The organism is Kitasatospora sp. NPDC057904, from assembly GCF_042887925.1.
Classification (GTDB): Bacteria; Actinomycetota; Actinomycetes; order Streptomycetales; family Streptomycetaceae; genus Kitasatospora.
The window spans coordinates 39,838-57,882 of the sequence record NZ_JBHVOL010000036.1 but is presented as its reverse complement, the minus strand read 5'-3'; the positions used below and the strand labels follow the sequence as shown (position 1 = coordinate 57,882).

The 18,045-nt window shown below is 74.2% G+C and carries 15 protein-coding genes; 10 read left to right on the top strand and 5 right to left on the bottom strand.

The features are described from left to right. Positions 1-40: 40 nt before the first annotated feature. From hisG to ACFVSN_RS42385, 5 genes are all read left to right on the top strand, one after another. Positions 41-889: an ATP phosphoribosyltransferase gene (hisG, locus tag ACFVSN_RS42405; RefSeq protein WP_380507558.1), complete on the top strand. Its 849-nt coding sequence runs from the start codon at positions 41-43 to the stop codon at positions 887-889. Between the two features lie 153 nt (positions 890-1,042). Further along, the gene (locus ACFVSN_RS42400; RefSeq protein ID WP_387958837.1) at positions 1,043-1,483 is read left to right on the top strand and encodes a PH domain-containing protein; all 441 of its coding nucleotides are present in this window, start codon (positions 1,043-1,045) and stop codon (positions 1,481-1,483) included. A gap of 257 nt (positions 1,484-1,740) precedes the next feature. Continuing rightward, the gene (locus ACFVSN_RS42395; protein ID WP_387958835.1) at positions 1,741-3,081 is read left to right on the top strand and encodes a hemolysin family protein; all 1,341 of its coding nucleotides are present in this window, start codon (positions 1,741-1,743) and stop codon (positions 3,079-3,081) included. After that, a complete protein-coding gene (locus tag ACFVSN_RS42390) occupies positions 3,078-4,124 on the top strand; it encodes a hemolysin family protein (RefSeq protein WP_380497289.1) in 1,047 nt (348 codons plus the stop codon). The genes ACFVSN_RS42395 and ACFVSN_RS42390 overlap by 4 nt, the downstream gene beginning before the upstream one ends. 194 nt (positions 4,125-4,318) lie before the next feature. Further along, positions 4,319-5,368: an NAD-dependent epimerase/dehydratase family protein gene (locus tag ACFVSN_RS42385; protein WP_387958833.1), complete on the top strand. Its 1,050-nt coding sequence runs from the start codon at positions 4,319-4,321 to the stop codon at positions 5,366-5,368. A gap of 11 nt (positions 5,369-5,379) precedes the next feature. On the opposite strand, the gene ACFVSN_RS42380 is transcribed toward ACFVSN_RS42385, so the two are convergent. Together ACFVSN_RS42380 and ACFVSN_RS42375 are read right to left on the bottom strand one after the other, a co-directional pair. After that, positions 5,380-7,461: an AAA family ATPase gene (locus ACFVSN_RS42380; RefSeq protein WP_380438952.1), complete on the bottom strand. Its 2,082-nt coding sequence runs from the start codon at positions 7,459-7,461 to the stop codon at positions 5,380-5,382. A gap of 399 nt (positions 7,462-7,860) precedes the next feature. Continuing rightward, complete coding sequence (locus ACFVSN_RS42375; RefSeq protein ID WP_380497336.1) at positions 7,861-8,418, bottom strand: uridine kinase; 558 nt, start codon at positions 8,416-8,418, stop codon at positions 7,861-7,863. A gap of 392 nt (positions 8,419-8,810) precedes the next feature. On the opposite strand from ACFVSN_RS42375, the gene ACFVSN_RS42370 reads away from it, so the two are divergent. Further along, positions 8,811-9,974: an acyl-CoA dehydrogenase family protein gene (locus ACFVSN_RS42370; protein WP_380438935.1), complete on the top strand. Its 1,164-nt coding sequence runs from the start codon at positions 8,811-8,813 to the stop codon at positions 9,972-9,974. Positions 9,975-10,104: 130 nt separating this feature from the next. Here the strand turns inward: ACFVSN_RS42370 and ACFVSN_RS42365 are convergent, their stop codons facing one another. Next, positions 10,105-10,560 (bottom strand): hypothetical protein, encoded by a 456-nt coding sequence (locus tag ACFVSN_RS42365; protein ID WP_387958831.1) that lies wholly within the window; start codon positions 10,558-10,560, stop codon positions 10,105-10,107. 229 nt (positions 10,561-10,789) lie between these two features. Here ACFVSN_RS42365 and ACFVSN_RS42360 point away from each other — a divergent pair, with 229 nt between their 5' ends. The 4 genes from ACFVSN_RS42360 to fxsA all read left to right on the top strand — a co-directional run bounded on the left by ACFVSN_RS42360 (position 10,790) and on the right by fxsA (position 15,567). Continuing rightward, positions 10,790-11,230 carry an Lrp/AsnC family transcriptional regulator gene (locus ACFVSN_RS42360; RefSeq protein ID WP_380438939.1) on the top strand — a complete coding sequence of 147 codons (441 nt, stop codon included), beginning with the start codon at positions 10,790-10,792 and terminating at the stop codon, positions 11,228-11,230. Positions 11,231-11,325: 95 nt separating this feature from the next. After that, a complete protein-coding gene (locus ACFVSN_RS42355; RefSeq protein ID WP_387958829.1) occupies positions 11,326-12,939 on the top strand; it encodes an amidohydrolase in 1,614 nt (537 codons plus the stop codon). Between the two features lie 352 nt (positions 12,940-13,291). Then, complete coding sequence (gene lnt, locus ACFVSN_RS42350; protein ID WP_380497337.1) at positions 13,292-14,932, top strand: apolipoprotein N-acyltransferase; 1,641 nt, start codon at positions 13,292-13,294, stop codon at positions 14,930-14,932. Positions 14,933-14,988: 56 nt separating this feature from the next. Then, positions 14,989-15,567: an FxsA family membrane protein gene (gene fxsA, locus ACFVSN_RS42345; protein WP_380438943.1), complete on the top strand. Its 579-nt coding sequence runs from the start codon at positions 14,989-14,991 to the stop codon at positions 15,565-15,567. Positions 15,568-15,723: 156 nt separating this feature from the next. Here fxsA and ACFVSN_RS42340 read toward each other — a convergent pair whose 3' ends face one another. Further along, complete coding sequence (locus ACFVSN_RS42340; protein WP_329929550.1) at positions 15,724-16,098, bottom strand: RNA polymerase-binding protein RbpA; 375 nt, start codon at positions 16,096-16,098, stop codon at positions 15,724-15,726. A 276-nt stretch (positions 16,099-16,374) separates the two neighbouring features. Then, a complete protein-coding gene (locus ACFVSN_RS42335; protein ID WP_387958827.1) occupies positions 16,375-17,991 on the bottom strand; it encodes a hypothetical protein in 1,617 nt (538 codons plus the stop codon). Positions 17,992-18,045 lie beyond the last annotated feature (54 nt).

The window sequence follows — 18,045 nt, the reverse complement described above, 5'->3', positions numbered from 1 at the left end:
CCACCAGCACCCCTCCCAACAGGTAAGGAACCGACCTCCCATGCTGCGCATCGCCGTCCCCAACAAGGGTTCTCTCTCGGGTCCCGCGGCGGAGATGCTCCATGAGGCCGGCTACCGCCAGCGGAAGGACCCCAAGGAGCTCGTTCTCGTCGACCCGAACAACGAGGTCGAGTTCTTCTTCCTGCGCCCGCGCGACATCGCTGTCTACGTCGGCTCCGGCCGCCTGGACGTCGGCATCACCGGCCGCGACCTGCTGCTGGACTCGCACTCCAACGCCGAGGAGGTGCTCGCGCTCGGCTTCGCCGGGTCGACCTTCCGCTTCGCGCGTCCCCTGGGCGTCCCGGTCGAGGACGTGAAGGGCCTGGAGGGCCTGCGCATCGCGACCTCCTACACCGGCCTGGTCGAGCAGCACCTCGCCGACCACGGCGTGAAGGCGACGGTCACCAAGCTGGACGGTGCCGTGGAGACCGCGGTGCAGCTGGGCGTCGCCGACGTGATCGCCGACGTCGTGGAGACCGGCACCAGCCTGCGCAACGCGGGCCTGGAGGTGTTCGGCGAGCCGATCCTGATCTCCGACGCCGTCGTGATCCGGCCGAAGGGCGCCGGCGAGGACCCGGCGGTGGAGCAGTTCCTGCGCCGCCTCCAGGGCGTGCTGGTGGCCCGCCGCTACGTGCTGATGGACTACGACATCCGCGCGGAGAACGTGAGCGCCGCCGTGGCCCTCACCCCGGGCCTGGAGTCGCCGACCGTCTCCCCGCTGCACACCGAGGGCTGGGTGGCCGTGCGCGCGATGGTGCTCCGCAAGGAGGCGCAGCAGATCATGGACGACCTGTGGGGCATCGGCGCCCGGGCGATCCTGGTCACCAACATCCACGCCTGCCGCCTCTGACCTCGCGTCCCGCGGGCCTCCGGTCCGCGCGCAGGTAAGCAAGGGTTGAATGGGGCGGGGACGCCGACCGGCGTCCCCGCCCTCGCGCTGTCCGCCGCCGGACAACCCCTGACCGAACCGCCCCCGACCGAACCACCCCCACCGGAGATCCACGTGTCCACGCCCGTCGAGTACCCCGTCACCTGGGCCCCGCGCCGCACCCGTGCCGTGCTGCTGCCGGTCTGCGCGCTGCTGGTGGTGCTGTTCGCCGGGATGGCGCTCGTGCTCCCGGAGACCTGGCAGCTCAACGACCGGATCATGATGCTGTGCAGCGGCGTCGCGTTCGCGTGCGTCGGCCTGATGCTGGCCCGCCCCCGGGTGACGGCGGACGCGGAGGGCGTGACGGTGGTCAACTTCGTGCGCCGCCGCCGACTGGCCTGGGCCGAGATCGTCCGGGTCAACTTCCGCCAGGGCGACCCGTGGGCCACGCTCGACCTGTCCGACGGCACCTCGCTGGCCGCCGTCGGCATCCAGTCCGGCGTCGGCAAGGCCCAGGCGATCGCCAACGCCCGCGCGCTGCGCGACCTCGTCGAGTACCACGCGCACGCCGCCTGAGCAGGGCCCGAACGCTCCTCCCGGAATCGAACCGCGGCCGAACCGCGGCCGAACCGCAGCCGAGCTGCGGCCGAACCGCAGCCGGATCGCGGTCGGATAACGGTCGAAACGGCTATGGTCTACGCTGGTAAAAGCGGGGCAAAGTTGCCGCCCCGCCCGACACGACCTGAGGAGTGACACTCCCCCTCGATGGACGATCCGTCCGGTAGTAGTACCTGCGCCGCCTCACTTCCGGCCCCCGGAAGGCAGGCGGCACTGTGATCACCGCCTGGCTGCTGTTGTTCGCGGCCGTCCTGCTCATCCTCGCCAACGGCCTCTTCGTGGCCGCCGAGTTCGCCTTCGTGACCGTCGAGCGCGGGGCGGTGGAGCGCGCCGCCGAGGCCGGCGACGCCAAGTCCCGCCGGGTCGCGCGGGCCCTGCGCCACCTCTCCTTCGAGCTCTCCGGCGCCCAGCTGGGCATCACCGTCACCTCGCTGGTGGTCGGCATGCTCGCCGAGCCGGCGCTGTCGACCCTGCTGAGCCCGGTGTTCGATGCCATCGGCCTGCCCGACGCGGCCGCCCACGCCACCGCCGTGATCCTCGGCATGCTGCTGGCGACCGTCCTGCAGATGGTGATCGGCGAGCTGGTCCCGAAGAACTGGGCCATCTCCCGACCGCTCCAGGTGGCCCGCGCGGTGGCCGCGCCGCACATGGCGTTCTCGCGCGCCTGCCGTCCGCTGATCAGCTTCCTCAACGGGGCCGCCGACCGTACGGTCCGCGCCTTCGGCATCGAGCCGCAGGAGGAGCTGGCGCACGCCCGCACCCCGGCCGAACTGGTCTCGCTGGCCCGGCACTCCGCCAAGGCCGGCGCGATAGACGAGGAGTCGGCGACGCTGTTCGTCCGCACCCTCGGCCTCGGCGAGCTCACCGCGGAGTCAGTGATGACGCCGCGCGTGGACGTCGCCGCGCTGCAGCGCGACGCGACCGCCTCCGACGTGGTCAACCTCACCCGGGCGACCGGCCTGTCCCGCTTCCCGGTCTACACCGACAGCCTGGACGAGGTCACCGGCACCGTGACGCTCAAGGACGCGCTGGCCGTCCCGGCCGTCCACCGCGGTCGGACCAGGGTCGCCGAGCTGGCCTCGCCGCCGCTCCTGGTGCCCGAGACGCTGCCCGCCGAGCGCCTGCTCGACCAGCTGCGCCGGCTCCAGCCGATGGCGATCGTGGTCGACGAGTACGGCGGCACTGCCGGCGTCGTCACGGTCGAGGACATCGTCGAGGAGATCGTCGGCGAGGTGCAGGACGAGCACGACCCGGCCGACAGCCCCGAGCTGGTCCCGCTGCCGCCCGTCGACGGCCGGCCGGTCTGGGAGGCCGACGGCCGCGCCCGGACCGACCAGCTGGAGGCCATCGGCCTGCACGCCCCGGAGGGCCCGTACGAGACGCTGGCCGGCCTGGTCGCGGACCTGCTCGGCAGGCTGCCCCAGCCGGGCGAGCAGGCCCACCTGCCGGGCTGGCTGCTGACCGTGGAGGCGGTCGACCGGCACCGCACCAGCAAGGTCCGGGTGGAGCGCAGCACCGCGCACCCGGAGTTCGACGACGAGGACGGGACCCGATGACCGCGCTCCAACTGGCCGTCGCCCTCCTGCTCCTGCTCGGCAACGCGTTCTTCGTCGGAGCCGAGTTCGCGGTGATCTCGGTGCGCCGCAGCCAGATCGAACCGCTCGCCGAGGCGGGCCACAAGCGCGCCCGCACCGTGCTGCACGCGCTGTCGAACGTCTCCGCGATGCTCGCCGCCGCCCAACTGGGCATCACCGTCTGCTCGCTGGGCCTCGGCGCGCTCGCCGAGCCGACCATCGCGAGCCTGCTGGAGGGCCCGTTCCACGCGATCGGGATCCCGTCCGGCCTGATGCACCCGCTGTCGTACGGGATCTCGCTGGCCGTCGTGGTCTTCCTGCACATGGTGATGGGCGAGATGGTGCCGAAGAACATCGCCCTGGCCGGGCCGGAGAAGGCCGCGCTGTGGCTCGGCCCGCCGCTGGACCGCCTGGCCCGCTGGCTGGCCCCGGTGATCGGCTTCCTGAACGCCTTCGCCAACGGCGTGCTGAAGCTGTTCCGGGTCGAGCCCAAGGACGAGGTCGAGTCGGTGTTCACCACCGAGCAGCTGATGTACCTGCTGGTCGACTCCCGGGACGCGGGGCTCCTAGACGAGGAGCGCCAGGAGCGCCTGGAGGACGCGCTGGAGATGGGCCACCGGCCGGTCACCGACGTCCTGCTCAGGCCCGAGCAGCTGGTCACCGTGGACACCAAGGTGACGGCCGCGGAGGTCGAGGAGCTGGCGCTGCGCACCGGTTTCTCGCGCTTCCCGGTGACCGACGGGGACCCGGCCGGCCACGGCTACCTGGGCTACCTGCACCTCAAGGACATCCTCGACGTCGAGGACCCGTCGCTGCCCGTCCCGGCCCGCCTGTGGCGGCCCATCACGGTGCTGCGCGGCGGCCTCCCGCTGGACGACGCGCTCGGCGCGATGCGCCGGGCGGCCTGCCACCTGGCGGCCGTCCTCGACCAGGACGGGCGCACGCTCGGCGTGGTCATGCTGGAGGACGTCCTGGAGGAGCTGGTCGGCGAGATGCACGACCCCGACCACCGCTCCGTGGCGTAACGTTTTTTCGCCGCGTTCGGCCACGCTCGGCCACACTCGGCCACACTCGGGTACGTTCCGCCACCCTCAGCCGCGTTCCGCCGCCGACGGCGGCCGCTTCGTCACCCGCTCCACCGGCGTTTCCGCTCTCGGCGATTCTGCCGACAGCAGGCAGCCGTTCCCATGCCGGCCACCCGCAGGACAGGGTGGTCGGCATGAGGCTTCTCTTGCTGGGTGGAACGAAGTTCGTCGGACGCGCCATCGCCGAGGAGGCGGTGGCACGGGGCTGGGAGGTGACGGCCCTCAACCGCGGCACGCAGCCCGCGCCCGAGGGCGTGACGGTGCTGCGGGGCGACCGCACCGCCGAGGGCGGGCTCGACGCCCTGGCGGCGGGGGAGTGGGACTCGGTGGTGGACACCTGGTCCTGGGCCCCGGCGGCGGTCCGGGCGAGCGCCCGGCTGCTCAAGGACAGGGTCGGGCACTACGCGTACGTGTCCAGCTGCTCGGTGTACGACTACCCGAAGCCCGCCGCCGCCGACGAGTCCGCCGCGGTCGTCGAGGCCACGCCGGACGCTGCGGGCGAGGTGCCGTACGCCGAGGCCAAGCGCGGCGCGGAGCTCGCCCTGGAGGAGGAGTTCGGCGGGAGCGCGGTGTACGCCCGCGCCGGGCTGATCCTCGGCCCGTACGAGAACATCGGCCGGCTGCCGTACTGGCTCAACCGGATCGCCAGGGGCGGCCCGGTGCTCGCCCCCGGCCCGCGCGGGCTGCCGCTGCAGTACATCGACGCCCGCGACCTCGCCGCCTGGATGCTGGACGCCACCGCGGCGCGGCTCGGCGGCGCGTACAACCTGGTGAGCCCGCCCGGGCACGCGACCATCGGGGCGGTCCTGGAGGAGTGCGTCCGCGCCACCGGCTCGGACGCCGGCCTGCGCTGGACGGACCCGGAGCGGATCGTGGCGGCCGGGGTCGAGCCGTGGACGGAACTGCCGATCTGGGTGCCGCCGGGCGACCTGCACGACTACCTGCACGACGCGAACGTCGACCGCGCGGTGGCCACCGGCCTGCGCTGCCGGCCGGTGGCCGAGACCGTCCGGGACACCTGGGCGTGGCTGGAATCGATCGGCGGCAGCGCGCCGCAGCGCAGCGACCGGCCCTTCGTGTGGCTCGACGCCGAGCGCGAGGCCGAGCTGCTCAGGAGCTTCGGGGGCTTCGGGGGCTTCGGGGGCTTCGAGGGCTCGGGGGGCTCCGGGAGCCTCGGGAGCTGACCCGCGGGCGGTCAGTTCCGGCCGTCGATCAGCTCCCCGTACGCCTGGACGAGGTCCGGCAGCCGCAGCGTCGCCAGGTCCTCCCGGCCCGGCGGCTCGCGCAGCAGCGAGAGCCGCAGGTCCCGGTAGGCGCAGGACTTCTCGTACAGGGTGCGGATGAAGCGGCCGTTGCCCAGTTCGTCGATCCAGCCCTCGCGCACCACGTGGGTGCAGATGCTGGCCAGCTCCTCGGCCGCGTCCTCGTCCCAGCCGTCGCCGTCCCGGCCGGCCAGCGCCGCGCCGATCGCGGTCAGCTCGCCGGGGCGGTAGCTGGGGAAGTCGACCCGGGTGGTGAAGCGGGAGTTGAGGCCGGGGTTGGTGGCGAGCAGCCGGTTCATGCCCTCGGGGTAGCCGGCCAGGATCACCACCAGCCGGTCGCGGTTGTCCTCGGCGCGCTTGAGGAGCACCTGGAGCGCCTCGTCGCCGTACGCGTCGCCCTTGGTGTAGCCGGAGTTGGAGAGGCTGTACGCCTCGTCGATGAAGAGCACGCCGTCCAGCGCGGAGTCGATCAGCTCGTTCGCCTTGACGGCGGTCTGGCCGAGGAACTCGCCGACCAGGTCGGCCCGTTGCGCCTCGACCAGGTGGTCGCCGGAGAGCAGGCCGAGGGCGTGGAAGACTCGCCCGAGGATCCGGGCGACGGTGGTCTTGCCGGTGCCCGAGGGGCCGGAGAAGACGAAGTGCCTCTTGGGTGGCTGGACCGGCAGACCCTGCTCGGCGCGGAGCCCTGCCATCCGCAACTGCGCCGACAGCGCCCGCACTTGGCGCTTGACCGGCTCCAGGCCCACCATCATGGCGAGTTCGGACAGGGCGGCGTCCAACTCGCGCTCGCCGCCCGCCTGCTGGGATCCGGCGGACGGGGCGATCCGGGGCAGCGCCTCGCCACGGAGCGGGAGCGGCACGACGGGCACGATGGGCGCGACGGGCGTGGCGGGCCCGGCCGGTCCGGTCGGCCCGGCCGATCCGGAGCGCTCGCCGGCGGCCTGCGGCGGGGCGTCCGTAGGTGCGGCCTCCTCGGCGTACCCGCCGCCGCTCGGGTAGCCGGGCCCCTGGCCGTACGCGTCCTGGTACTCGACGTCCTCGGGAGAAAGGGCGTCCGGAGAAAGGGCGTCCGGAGAAAGGCCGTTGGGGGAGAAGCCGTCGGGGGAGAGGCCGCTCGGAGCGAGCCCGTTCGACGGAAGCCCGTTCGAGGGGAGCCCGTTGGGAGAGAGCTCGTCCGGCGCGAACACCCCCGTCGACTGCACACCGGGCAGGAAGCCCTCCGGCGTCATCTCCTCCGGCGGGACGTCGTCCAGGTACGGCTCCTCCACCCCGCCCGGGCGCCCGCCCTCCAGCAGCCCGTCCGCGAGCGCGTCCTCCGCCGAGATCGCGGCCAGCCGGGCCGCGGTGTCCATGAACGCCGGATCGGCCCGGTGCACCGCCCGGTACAGCGGCAGCGCCGCCGCGCTGCGCCCGGCCCCCTCGTACGCCCGCCCCAGCCAGTACCGCAGCTCCTTGCGCTGCGGCTGCTCGGAGCGGCAGCGGGCCAGCGAGGCGGCCAGCGGGGCCTGGGCCTGGGCGCACATGTCCAGCCGGACCCGCGCCATGCCGGCGAACAGCCCGGCCTCGATGCCGAGCATCGGGTCGTCGAGCAGCCGGTCGGTGTCGCGGATCAGCTGTTCCCAGTCCTTGAGCAGGTAGGAGCGGCAGGCGTACAGGAACTGGGCGGACGGGTCCTCGCTGGGCGCCGGGCACTGCTCCAGCGCGCGGTCGAGCTCGGCCAGGTGTCGGCCGTCCAGCCAGTGCGAGGCGTGCGCGAGCGCGAGGTCGCGGGCGTCCTCCAGGACCGGCTGCACCCACCAGCCCAGCCAGTACCAGGAACTGAGCGGCCGGCGGTGGATCCGGCGCTGCTCGCCGAAGCGCTTCTGGTGGCGGTACATCGCGAGCAGGGCGGCCGGGGTGTCGCTGCGCAGGGCGTGCAGGCCGAGCCACGCGTCGGCCATGCCGGGGTCGAGCCGTACCGCCGCGCGGAACTCCTCCTCGGCGCGCGCGTACGCGCCCGCCGTGTAGGCGTCCATGGCGCGCAGCCAGGCCCGGTCGGCGAGCCGGTCCGGGCCGCCCGCGTTGCTGTCGGAACTGTCGACCGTCGTCACTCACGCCCCCCGCGGTGTGGCCCGGGGCTCGGCCCGCGGGCCGCGTGCGCGGAGCCGGCCGGTGCTCGCAAGCCCCCGGGGCGCAGATGCGCCTGGTGCAAATCGTACCGGGGCCACGCTGATCCGGAAGGGTGCCGCACCGGTTCAAATGCGATCGTGCGCGCGGTTGTTGGGCACGTCGGGCGGTGGGGGAGCGCATTTCGCGACGGGCGCGGACGGCACCCCCGGCTCACGGGGGAACAAGCCGGGGATGCCGGGTCCACGGTGGCCGGAAGCTTTCGTTCCGGCGTCTGGGGAGAACTTAGGACGCGGTGACTGCGCAGGTCAAGAGCTTGTTGAAGGTTCACCCACGGTGCCCGGCGAGATCCGTCCGGTCACTCCGTCGACGCGGGTGCCGGCGTGCGGCCGGCTCGGGTCGGCGGCGAAATGCGCCGATTCGGCGCGTGCCCAGCCCACCCAGAATTCGGCCAGTTCCGGCCCGTCCCGTTCCTCGCCGCGGCGCCGGGCGGTGGTGGCGTCCAGGTCCATCCAGACGATCCGCGCCAGCCACGGCCGCACCTCCCGCCGCCCGGCCCCGACGCCCTCCACCAGCACCACCGGCGCCACCGGCACCGCGGCCGTGCCGGCGAACCGCCGCAGCGTCCAGTCGTACACGTCGTACGCGGTGTCCCGACCCGCCGCCAGCGGCTCCAGCACCTGCTCGCGCAGCCGCCCGGCCCAGCCGAAGGGCTCGGCGTGGGTGGCGAGATCGTCGAGGTGGATCACCGGGGCCCCGCCCAGCGCCCCGGCCAGGCGCCCGGCGAACGTCGTCTTGCCCGAGCCCGCGTGCCCGTCCACCGCGACCAGCCGCACCGGCCCGCAGGACGGCGGCAGCGCCCGCAGCTCGGCGGCGAGGGTGTCGAGGGCGGCGACGGTGTCGGGGCTGCCGGGGGCGGCGACGGTGTCGGGGCTGCCCGGAAGGCCCGGTGCGCCGAGGGTGCCAGGACCGTCCGGACGGCCCGGTGCGCCGTGATCGGGCGGCGTGATCAGACCGGCACGGGGGTTCGGGGTATCGGAAGCAGCCACATCGTCAACCCTACGGTGCCGTACCCGGCCACTCCGGACAGTTCATATGCGCAGGTCGTGACGTCGGCGCGGCTTTCGGGCATACTCACTTCGCCACGCCTGTGAACGGCCGTTCACCGCAACCCGGTGCCGGTCGGGCCGACCTGCCACACCCGCGCCGGACCTGCCGAACCAGGACCCGGCGCCCGATCGAGGAGGCGACCGCCGCCATGACCACCTCCCCTGCGAAGCCCGTGGACCGCCAGCTGCCCACCGAGGAGGCCCGTGAGCTGCTGAGCCTCACCCGGGAGCTGGTCCAGCGCGAGCTCAAGCCGCGCGCGGCGGAGGACGAGGCCGCCGACCGCTTCCCGCGCGACGTCTTCCGCACGCTCGGCGAGGCGGGCCTGCTGTCCCTGCCCTACGACGAGAAGTACGGCGGCGGCGAGCAGCCCTACGAGGTCTACCTCCAGGTCCTGGAGGAGCTGTCGGCCGGCTGGCTGGCCGTCGGCCTCGGCGTGAGCGTGCACACGCTCTCCTGCCACGCGCTCGCCACCTTCGGCACCGAGGAGCAGCGCGCCGCCTGGCTGCCCGGCATGCTCTCCGGCGAACAGCTCGGCGCCTACTGCCTCTCCGAGCCGCAGTCCGGCTCGGACGCCGCCGCGCTGCGCACCCGCGCCGGGCTGGACGGCGACGAGTACGTCGTCAACGGCACCAAGGCGTGGATCACCCACGGCGGGCGGGCGGACTTCTACAGCGCCCTCGTGCGCACCGGCGTGGACGGCCCGAAGGGCATCAGCTGCCTGCTCGTCCCCGGCGACCAGCCCGGCCTGTCGTTCGCCGCGCCGGAGCACAAGATGGGCATGCGCTCCTCGCCGACGGCGCAGGTGCACTTCGACGGTGCCCGCGTCCCGCGCGAGCGGCTGGTCGGCGAGGAGGGGCAGGGCTTCCAGATCGCCCTCGCCGCCCTCGACTCCGGCCGCCTCGGCATCGCCGCGTGCGCGATCGGCGTCGCCCAGGCCGCGCTCGACCTCGCGGTCGAGTACGCCGGCACCCGCCGCCAGTTCGGCCGCCCGATCGCCGAGTTCCAGGGCCTGTCGTTCATGCTCGCCGACATGGCCACCCAGATCGAGGCCGGCCGGGCGCTGTACCTGTCCGCCGCGCGGCTGCGCGACGCGGGCCGTCCGTTCTCCAAGGAGGCGGCGATGGCCAAGCTGTTCTGCACCGACACCGTGATGCGGGTGACCACGGACGCCGTCCAGGTGCTCGGCGGCTACGGCTATACGCAGGACTTCCCGGCCGAGCGGTACATGCGCGAGGCGAAGGTGCTGCAGATCGTCGAGGGCACCAACCAGATCCAGCGGCTCGTGATCGGCCGCCACCTCACCCGGGGCTGACGGGCCCCTCACCCGCGGCCGGCACACGGCCCCGACACGGCCTCCGGCCGTCGCTCCAGGGTGCGGAGCGGCGGCCGGAGGTTTCGCTTTCCCGTCGAATGCGGTTTGACGTCCCGTCAACTCGCCGGCGTCAGCGGCTGATCAGCCGACGCCGCTGCTCGGGGATGGTCGGCGTGACGGCGGCGACGCGCACCGGGCGGTGCGCCACCGCGTGCGAGAACGGCTGGGTGCGCCAGTCCAGGCCGCTCGGCAGCTTGAACAGCGCCTCGAAGCCGGCCGGGCCGTCGTCGTCCGAGGCCTCCGCCTCGGCGAGGTCGTCGGTCGGGGCGCCCGAGCCCGGGCAGATCGCGGGGGCGAAGGGGTTCCACGCGGTCGGCAGCAGGGCGTGCAGCGGCAGCCGCTCCTCGTCCGCGACGAGGGCGATCGGGCGCCGGCACTCGGGGCAGTGGACCCGGAAGATGTCCCAGGGCTCGCCGTCGCCCGGGTCGGCGCTCGGCGTGGGGAGGTGCCCGACCGCGATGTCGTCGCGGCCGGCCGTATCGTCGGTCTCGTCGGAGCCCAGGGCACGCTGGTCGGTAGCAGGCATGAGGATCCCCCTCGGATCGGGCCCGGCGTGGTCGCCCGGGGCCACAACCAGCACTTCCCTCCCGCGCGGATACATAATCCTGCGGTCCGGCGCACCATGATGCACCGGGTGTGTCCTTCGCCACATTCGCCCGGCATGTGCCCGCCTGACACCCCTGCCCGCCCCTGGTGACACCGTGTGCGCCCATCGGGGCGCCCCGCGCGCCCCCGAGCGGGTAGGTTTGCGCACTGTGGAGGATCTCGACCAACGCATCGTCCAGCTGCTCCTAGAGGACGGCCGGATGAGCTACACGGACCTGGGCAAGGCCACCGGCCTGTCCACCTCGGCGGTGCACCAGCGCGTGCGCCGCCTCGAACAGCGCGGGGTGATCCGCGGCTACACCGCGATCATCGACCCCGACGCCGTCGACCTGGCGCTGACCGCGTTCATCTCGGTCAAGCCCTTCGACCCCAGCGCGCCCGACGACACCCCCGACCGCCTGGCGGGCCTGCCCGAGATCGAGGCCTGCCACAGCGTCGCCGGCGACGAGAACTACATCCTCAAGGTCCGCGTCGGCGCGCCCGGCGACCTGGAGGACCTGCTCGCCCGCATCCGCAGCGCGGCCGGCGTCTCGACCCGCACGACGGTCGTGCTGTCCACCCCCTACGAGGCGCGACCCCCGAAGATCTGAGCACCGGTCGGTGGGCGCCTCTCCCCCAGCCCGGCGGCTTGGGGGTGCCCCCCAGCCCGTCGGCGGGCAAGGAGGGAGGGTGCAGACTTGGGCGCATGACCGAACGCACCAACCGGACCGTCCTGCTGCGCGGCGGCGCCGTCTACAGCCCCGCCGACCCCTTCGCCACCGCGATGCTCGTGGAGGGCGAACACGTCGCCTGGGTCGGCAGTGACGGCGCCGCCGAGGCGTACGAGGGGGTGGCCGACGAGATCGTCGAGCTCGACGGCGCCCTGGTCACCCCGGCGTTCGTCGACGCCCACGTGCACGCGACCTCCACGGGACTGGCGCTCACCGGCCTCGACCTCACCGGCAGTCCGTCCCTCGTCGACGCCCTGGCGGCCCTCACCGCCTTCGTCGACGCCCAGGAGACGGCCGGCGGCGTGCTCATCGGCCACGGCTGGGACGAGACCGGCTGGCCCGAGGGCCGCCCGCCCACGCTCGCCGAACTCGACGCCGCCGCACGGGGTGCCGCCGTCTACCTGTCCCGCACGGACGTCCACTCCGCCCTCGCCACCACCGCGCTGCGCACCCTCACCGAGGGCCTCGCCGACCGGCCCGGCCACTGCGCCGAGGGCCCCCTCACCAAGGACGCCCACCACGCCGTCCGGCAGACCGCGCTCGCCCGCCTGACCCCCGAGCAGCGCCGCCGCGCCCAGCGCGCGACCCTCGCCCGCGCCGCCGAACTGGGCATCGGCGCCCTGCACGAGTGCGCCGGCCCGGAGATCTCCTCCGAGGCGGACCTGGCCGCCCTGCTGGCCCTGGCCGCCGACGGCGAGGGCCCCGAAGTCTTCGGCTACTGGGGCGAGTTGGGCGGCGTCGAGACGGCCCGCCGACTCGGCGCGGTCGGCGCCGGCGGAGACCTCTTCGTCGACGGCGCACTCGGCTCGCACACCGCCTGCCTGCACGCCGCCTACGCCGACGCCGACCACACCGGCACCGCCTACCTGACCGCCGACCAGGTCGCCGACCACGTCGCCGCGTGCACCGAGGCCGGGCTCCAGGCCGGCTTCCACGCCATCGGCGACGCCGCCGTCGGCGCGGTCGTCGACGGCGTCCGGGCGGCCGGCGAGCGGGTCGGCGCCGCGCGCGTCAAGGCCCTGCGCCACCGCGTCGAGCACGCCGAGGCGCTGGACGACGAGTCCGTCGCGGCCTTCGCCGAACTCGGCCTCACGGCCTCCGTCCAGCCCGCCTTCGACGCCGCGTGGGGCGGCCCGGAGGGCATGTACGTCCAGCGCCTCGGTGCCGGACGGGCCGCCGCGCTCAACCCGTTCGCCGCCCTGCTGCGCGCCGGCGTCCCGCTCGCGTTCGGCTCCGACGCCCCGGTGACCCCGCTCGACCCGTGGGGGACGGTCCGCGCCGCGGCCTTCCACCGGACGCTGGAGCACCGGATCTCCGTCCGCGCCGCGTTCACCGCCCACACCCGCGGCGGCTGGCGCGCGATCGGCCGCGACCAGGACGGCGTCCTCGTCCCGGGCGCCGTCGCCAGCTACGCGATCTGGGCCGCCGGCGACCTGGTCGTCCAGGCCCCCGACTCCCGCGTCGCCGGCTGGTCCACCGACCCGCGCTCCGGCACCCCCGGCCTGCCGGACCTCACCCCCGGCCACCCGCTGCCGACCTGCCTGCGCACCGTCGTGCGGGGCCGCACGGTCCACGCGGCCGCCGAGTAGACGGGCGGAGCCGCCGGGCCACGCAGGTCGGCCGGACGACGGTCGGCCCGGTGGTCCCCGCCGGCTCCACCGTCCCGCGCGCGCTGCTCGCCCAGGACTTCCGCCTGGAGCCCTGGGCGAGCAGCACAACGCATCCGATCTCGCCGCCTGGTCGGGCAGCCCGCCTCCGCCGCGCGGCTCCATCCGGCTCGCCGCCGACCGGCCGTTCGGCGGGATCCGCTACGCGCCCCGCTGACCAGGCCGCGGGCCCGTCCCCACCCGCCCCTCGCCTCCCGGTCACCGTCCGTTCCGGGGTACCTTCTTCGCACTGCGTCCGAACAACAAGCCACAGAGAGATGGTGCGCCGGTGACCATGTCCGTCACCCAGGAGCGGTCCGCTGCCGCACCCGAGCCGCCGGCCCCCGAAGCACGGCCCGGCCGGCTCGCCCGAGCCGTCGCCAAGGTCCGCGCCGGCCTGCCCCGGACCGGCCTCGCCGCCCTGGCCGGCCTGCTGCTGGCCCTCGCCTTCCCGCCGTACGACCTGTGGCCGCTGTCGCTGCTCGGCGTTGCGGCGCTCTCGCTGCTCACCCGGGGCCGCACGGTCCGCCAGGCGGCCTGGACCGGCTTCGCGTTCGGCTTCCCGTTCTTCCTGATGCTGCTCAGCTGGCTGCGCGTGGTCGGCTGGGACGCGACGGTCGGCCTGTCGGTCGTCGAGGCGCTGTTCATGCTGCTGCTCGGCGCCGGCCTCGCCCTCACCTCCCGCCTGCCCGCCTGGCCGCTGTGGGCCGCGTGCCTGTGGGTCACCCAGGAGTGGGCGCGCGACCGGCTGCCGCTCGGCGGCTTCCCCTGGGGCCGGCTGGCCTTCGCCAACACGGCGACCCCGTACACCCCGCTGGCCGCGATCGGCGGCGCCCCGCTGGTGACCTTCGCGGTCGCCCTCTCCGGCGCCCTGCTGGCCTGGGCGGCGCTGCGCCTGCGCGGCCCGCGCCGCGCCCCGCGCGCGGCCGCCCTGGCCGGACTCGGCGCCGTGGCGGCGCTGCTGGCCGGCTACCTCGTGCCGGTGCCGACCAAGGCCGACGACACCGTGAAGGTCGCGATCGTCCAGGGCAACGTGCCCAACCCCGGCATGGACTTCCTCGGCCGCCCGATGATGGTCCTCAACAACCACGCCTCGGCGACCGAGCGACTGGCCGCCGACATCAAGGCCGGCAAGGTCGAGCGCCCCGACGTGGTGATCTGGCCGGAGAACTCCTCCGACCTCGACCCCTTCAGCGACCCGCTCGCCTACGAGCGCATCGACGGGGCCGTGAAGACCGTCGGCGTGCCCACCCTGGTCGGCACCCTGGTGGACGGCCCGGACGCCCAGCACGTCCAGAACGAGGGCATCGTCTGGGACCCGAAGACCGGCCCCGGCGCCTCCTACACCAAGCAGCACCCCGTCCCGTTCGGCGAGTACGTGCCGTTCCGCGCCCAGCTGATGAAGGTGATCACCCGCCTGCAGCGGGTCGCCCGCGACTTCTGGCCCGGCGACCACAACGGCGTCATGCAGCTGGGCCCGGCCCGCATCGGCGACGTGATCTGCTTCGAGGTCGCCTACGACGAGATCGTCCGCGACACCGTCGACAGCGGCGCCCGCGTCCTGGTCGTGCAGACCAACAACGCCACCTACGCCAAGACCGGCCAGCCCGAGCAGCAGCTCGCGATGTCCCGGCTGCGCGCGGTCGAGCACGGCCGGGCCGTACTGATCGCCGCCACCAGCGGCATCAGCGCGGTGATCGCCCCGGACGGCACGGTGGAGCAGCGCACCCGGGAGCTGACGCCGGCCGAGCTGTCCGCCACCGTCCCGCTGCGCGACGGCACCACGGTCGCCGACCGGATCGGCCCCGCTCCGGAGTGGGCGCTCGCCCTCGGCGGCCTGTTGGCCTGCGGCGCGGGCCTCCTGGTCTCGCTGCGCCGGCGTCGGTCCGGCGGAACACCGGCCGCCGGGGAATCGTTGGACCAGGTGGTGCCGTAGCCGGCCCGGACCTCCCGTGCGGCGTGCAGAGCACCGCCTTGGAGTGGATCCGTACCGTGACCCAGCAAGCTACCCCCGCCCGTCCGGCCCCGCGCGGAAAGCTCCGCCGTGTGCTGCCGCTGCTGATCACCGCCTGGCTGGTGCTGGAGATCTGGCTGCTGGTCCAGGTGGGTTCGTGGCTGGGCGGCTTCACCGTCCTGCTGCTGCTCATCGCCGGCGCCGTGATCGGCGGCTCGCTCATCAAGCGGGCCGGGCTGAAGGCGCTGTCCGCGGCGATCGAGCAGAGCAAGGACCCGAAGTCGCAGCAGCCCCAGACCGGCACCAGCATGACGGTCCTGGCCGGTCTGCTGCTGATCGTCCCCGGCTTCCTGTCGGACCTCGTCGCGCTCACCCTGCTGTTCCCGCCGACGCGCGCGCTCTGGCGGGCGGCCGGCCGCCGGCTGGCGGACAAGGCGCTGCGCAGCACCTCCGCCGTGGGCGCGGACGCGTTCGCGGACGCGATGCGGCTGCAGGAGCAGATGCGGATCCACCGCCCGGACGGCAAGGTCGTCCAGGGCGAGGTGGTGGATCCCGAGGCGGGCCCGCGCGGCCCGCAGGGCCCGGACACCACCTACCGCCCGCCGATCACCGGCTGACCGCCCCCGAAGCCCCGGCCGGGCCCGTTCACGGGCCCGGCCGGGGCTTCTGCCTGCCCGGACCGTCCGGACAGACCGGCCGGGTCCGGACACGCGAAAGGGACCCTGGATCCCAGGGTCCCTTTTCGCGTCCTCCCGCCGGGGCGGGAGAGAGGGTCAGGCGCTCTTGCGGGTGTCACGCGGGTGAACCGCGAGGTTCATCCCGCCGGAGCGGAGCACCGCCAGCCGCTCGGCCAGCACCTCCTCCAGCTCCTCGCGCGTACGGCGCTCCATCAGCATGTCCCAATGGGTGCGCGTCGGCTTGGTCTTCTTCTCCTCCGGCTCGTCGCCGTCGAGAAGTGTCGCCTCCTGGCCACAGAAGCGGCATTCCCAGGTCTGGGGGATCTCCGCCTCGACCGAGAAAGGAACCTCGAAACGGTGTCCGTTCTGACATGCGTACTCGACGGTCTGGCGGGGAGCCAGATCGATACCACGGTCGGTCTCGTAGCTAGTGGCCCCGAGTCGCGTGCCGCGGAGAGCTCGCTCGCTCATGAATCGTGCCTCCCGGGCTTATGGCCCACAGGACTAGTGGTCGCTGTTCTTCGTCGTTCGGTCAACGCTCGGCTTCCGACGAAGATTCCCGTCCCGGGACATGCGTCGTCTGTCGTGCCGCCCCTGTTTGTACCCACCGGCGCCCGATTTGTCACATCTGGCCGGTGATATCACCCCAGGTGTCACCTATTTCACATCTGGTGATCGTGCGGCCTTTCTGTCACGAGCGTACCGGGACGGGATTCGGAAGCCGTCGGCGCCCCCGGTTCCGTGCGGTCAGGAGATCGGACGGGAACGGATCATCGGCTCGCCCTTGCCGAGGTCCACGGGCCGGACGGCGGGCGCCGGCTCGGCGGGGCGGACCAGCGGCGGCTGCTCGGGGCGCGGCGGTGCGTCGGCCGCGGCCTCGGTGCGGGTGTCGCGGTGCGGCAGCAGGGCGATCACGGCGTCCCGCAGGGCGGCCGGGGCCTCGTCGTCCAGCGGGTCGACGGTGGCGGGCACCTGGAGCCGGACCGGGACGCCGTTGCCGATGCGGGCGTAGCCGCGGCCGATCGGGGCGTGCGCGGCGGGCACGATGTCGAGCGGGGCGCCGAGCGCGAGGTGGCCCTCCTCGGGGCCGGCCGGGCCGAGCAGGACGCGGGCCCTGGTGGTGGTCCGGACGGTGGGGGTGAGCCGGTCCCTGGCCTCGACGTCGTCGGCGATCACGACGGTGACGCGGGCGGCGCGGCCGTGCCGCAGCGGGAGCTCCAGCAGGTTTTGGGGGTCGGGGCGGCCCTCGGCGTGAGCGAGCTCGCTGAGCTCGGTCGGGTGGTCGAGCAGCAGCCACAGCGGCCGGGTGACGTCCTCCGGCGGGGCGCTGCCGGTGTGCCGGGCGGTGTTGAGCGCGGCGAGCCGCCGGTCGGTCTCCTGGGCGGCCCACTCCAGGGCGGCGAGCGCGCCGTGCAGGCTGGTCTCGACGGTGTGCACGCCGGGCCGGTTGACCAGGCACGCGTGCTCGCCGGTGCCGGCGCCGTCGATCACCACGAGGTCGGCGTACGGGAGGGCCTGGAGCGCGATCGAGCGGACCAGGCTGGAGGTGCCGTACCCGGCGACGCCGAGCGCGAGCAGGTGGGGTTCGCCCGAGCGCGGCCCGGTGCGCCAGATCACCGGCGGCTGCTGCGTCACGGCGCCGCCCTGGCCGACCGGGATGGTGCGGGCGGTGCCGTCCTCGTCGGTGAAGCCGAGCACGATCTCGCCGGGGGCGGCGACGAAGCGCTGGGCGACGATGTCGGTGGGCAGCGGGCTCATCGCGGAGATCCGCAGCTTGTTGGACTCCTCGTCCCAGTCGAAGCGGTACTCGCGGGCCCGCCCGGCCTTGCCCTGGACGACCTGCTCGATCCGGGCCCGGGCGGCCGGCTCGGTGTCGGTGAAGTACGCCGGATAGGTGAGCTCCAGGCGGGAGAGCCGGCCCTCGCCGTCGAACTCCCAGGAGCCGAAGGCGCTCTTGTAGCTCCCCTCGAAGTGGTACAGCGGGTTGGCGTCCTCGGGGCCGCAGAGGTAGGGCGTCAGCGCGGAGTAGAGCGCCGCGAGCTTGACGTCGGCGACGTCGGGCGCGGGCGGGGCGGGCGGCGCCTTGGGGGCCCGTCCGGCCCACGCGGCGCTGGCCATGAGCGCGATCAGGGCGAACAGCAGGCCGTGCGGCAGCAGGTAGATGCCGACGAGCATCGCGGCGGACAGGAACAGCGTCGGGCCGCGGCGCTCCTTGGGGGTGGCCTGCCAGCGGTCCTTGGCCCAGCCGGTGTGGTGACGCAGGCCGCGGCCGATGACGGTGAGCGGGGCGAACATGTCGGAGGCGTGGTCCCCGGCGGTCCGGGCGATCTCACGGCCCTTGCCGAGGTGGCGGTGGAGCGACATTCCTTGACTCCCCGGGCGGTCGGGACGGGTGGGGGGTGAAGCGGATGGAGCTGG

What these genes read in the sequence shown, in the direction of transcription:
- ACFVSN_RS42340 (WP_329929550.1), bottom strand. Translation starts at nt 16,098, where the DNA reads ATGAGCGAGCGAGCTCTCCGCGGCACGCGACTCGGGGCCACTAGCTAC.
- ACFVSN_RS42385 (WP_387958833.1), top strand. Translation starts at nt 4,319, where the DNA reads ATGAGGCTTCTCTTGCTGGGTGGAACGAAGTTCGTCGGACGCGCCATC.
- ACFVSN_RS42365 (WP_387958831.1), bottom strand. Translation starts at nt 10,560, where the DNA reads ATGCCTGCTACCGACCAGCGTGCCCTGGGCTCCGACGAGACCGACGAT.
- lnt (WP_380497337.1), top strand. Translation starts at nt 13,292, where the DNA reads ATGTCCGTCACCCAGGAGCGGTCCGCTGCCGCACCCGAGCCGCCGGCC.
- ACFVSN_RS42355 (WP_387958829.1), top strand. Translation starts at nt 11,326, where the DNA reads ATGACCGAACGCACCAACCGGACCGTCCTGCTGCGCGGCGGCGCCGTC.
- ACFVSN_RS42380 (WP_380438952.1), bottom strand. Translation starts at nt 7,461, where the DNA reads ATGGACGCCTACACGGCGGGCGCGTACGCGCGCGCCGAGGAGGAGTTC.
- ACFVSN_RS42370 (WP_380438935.1), top strand. Translation starts at nt 8,811, where the DNA reads ATGACCACCTCCCCTGCGAAGCCCGTGGACCGCCAGCTGCCCACCGAG.
- ACFVSN_RS42335 (WP_387958827.1), bottom strand. Translation starts at nt 17,991, where the DNA reads ATGTCGCTCCACCGCCACCTCGGCAAGGGCCGTGAGATCGCCCGGACC.
- hisG (WP_380507558.1), top strand. Translation starts at nt 41, where the DNA reads ATGCTGCGCATCGCCGTCCCCAACAAGGGTTCTCTCTCGGGTCCCGCG.
- ACFVSN_RS42390 (WP_380497289.1), top strand. Translation starts at nt 3,078, where the DNA reads ATGACCGCGCTCCAACTGGCCGTCGCCCTCCTGCTCCTGCTCGGCAAC.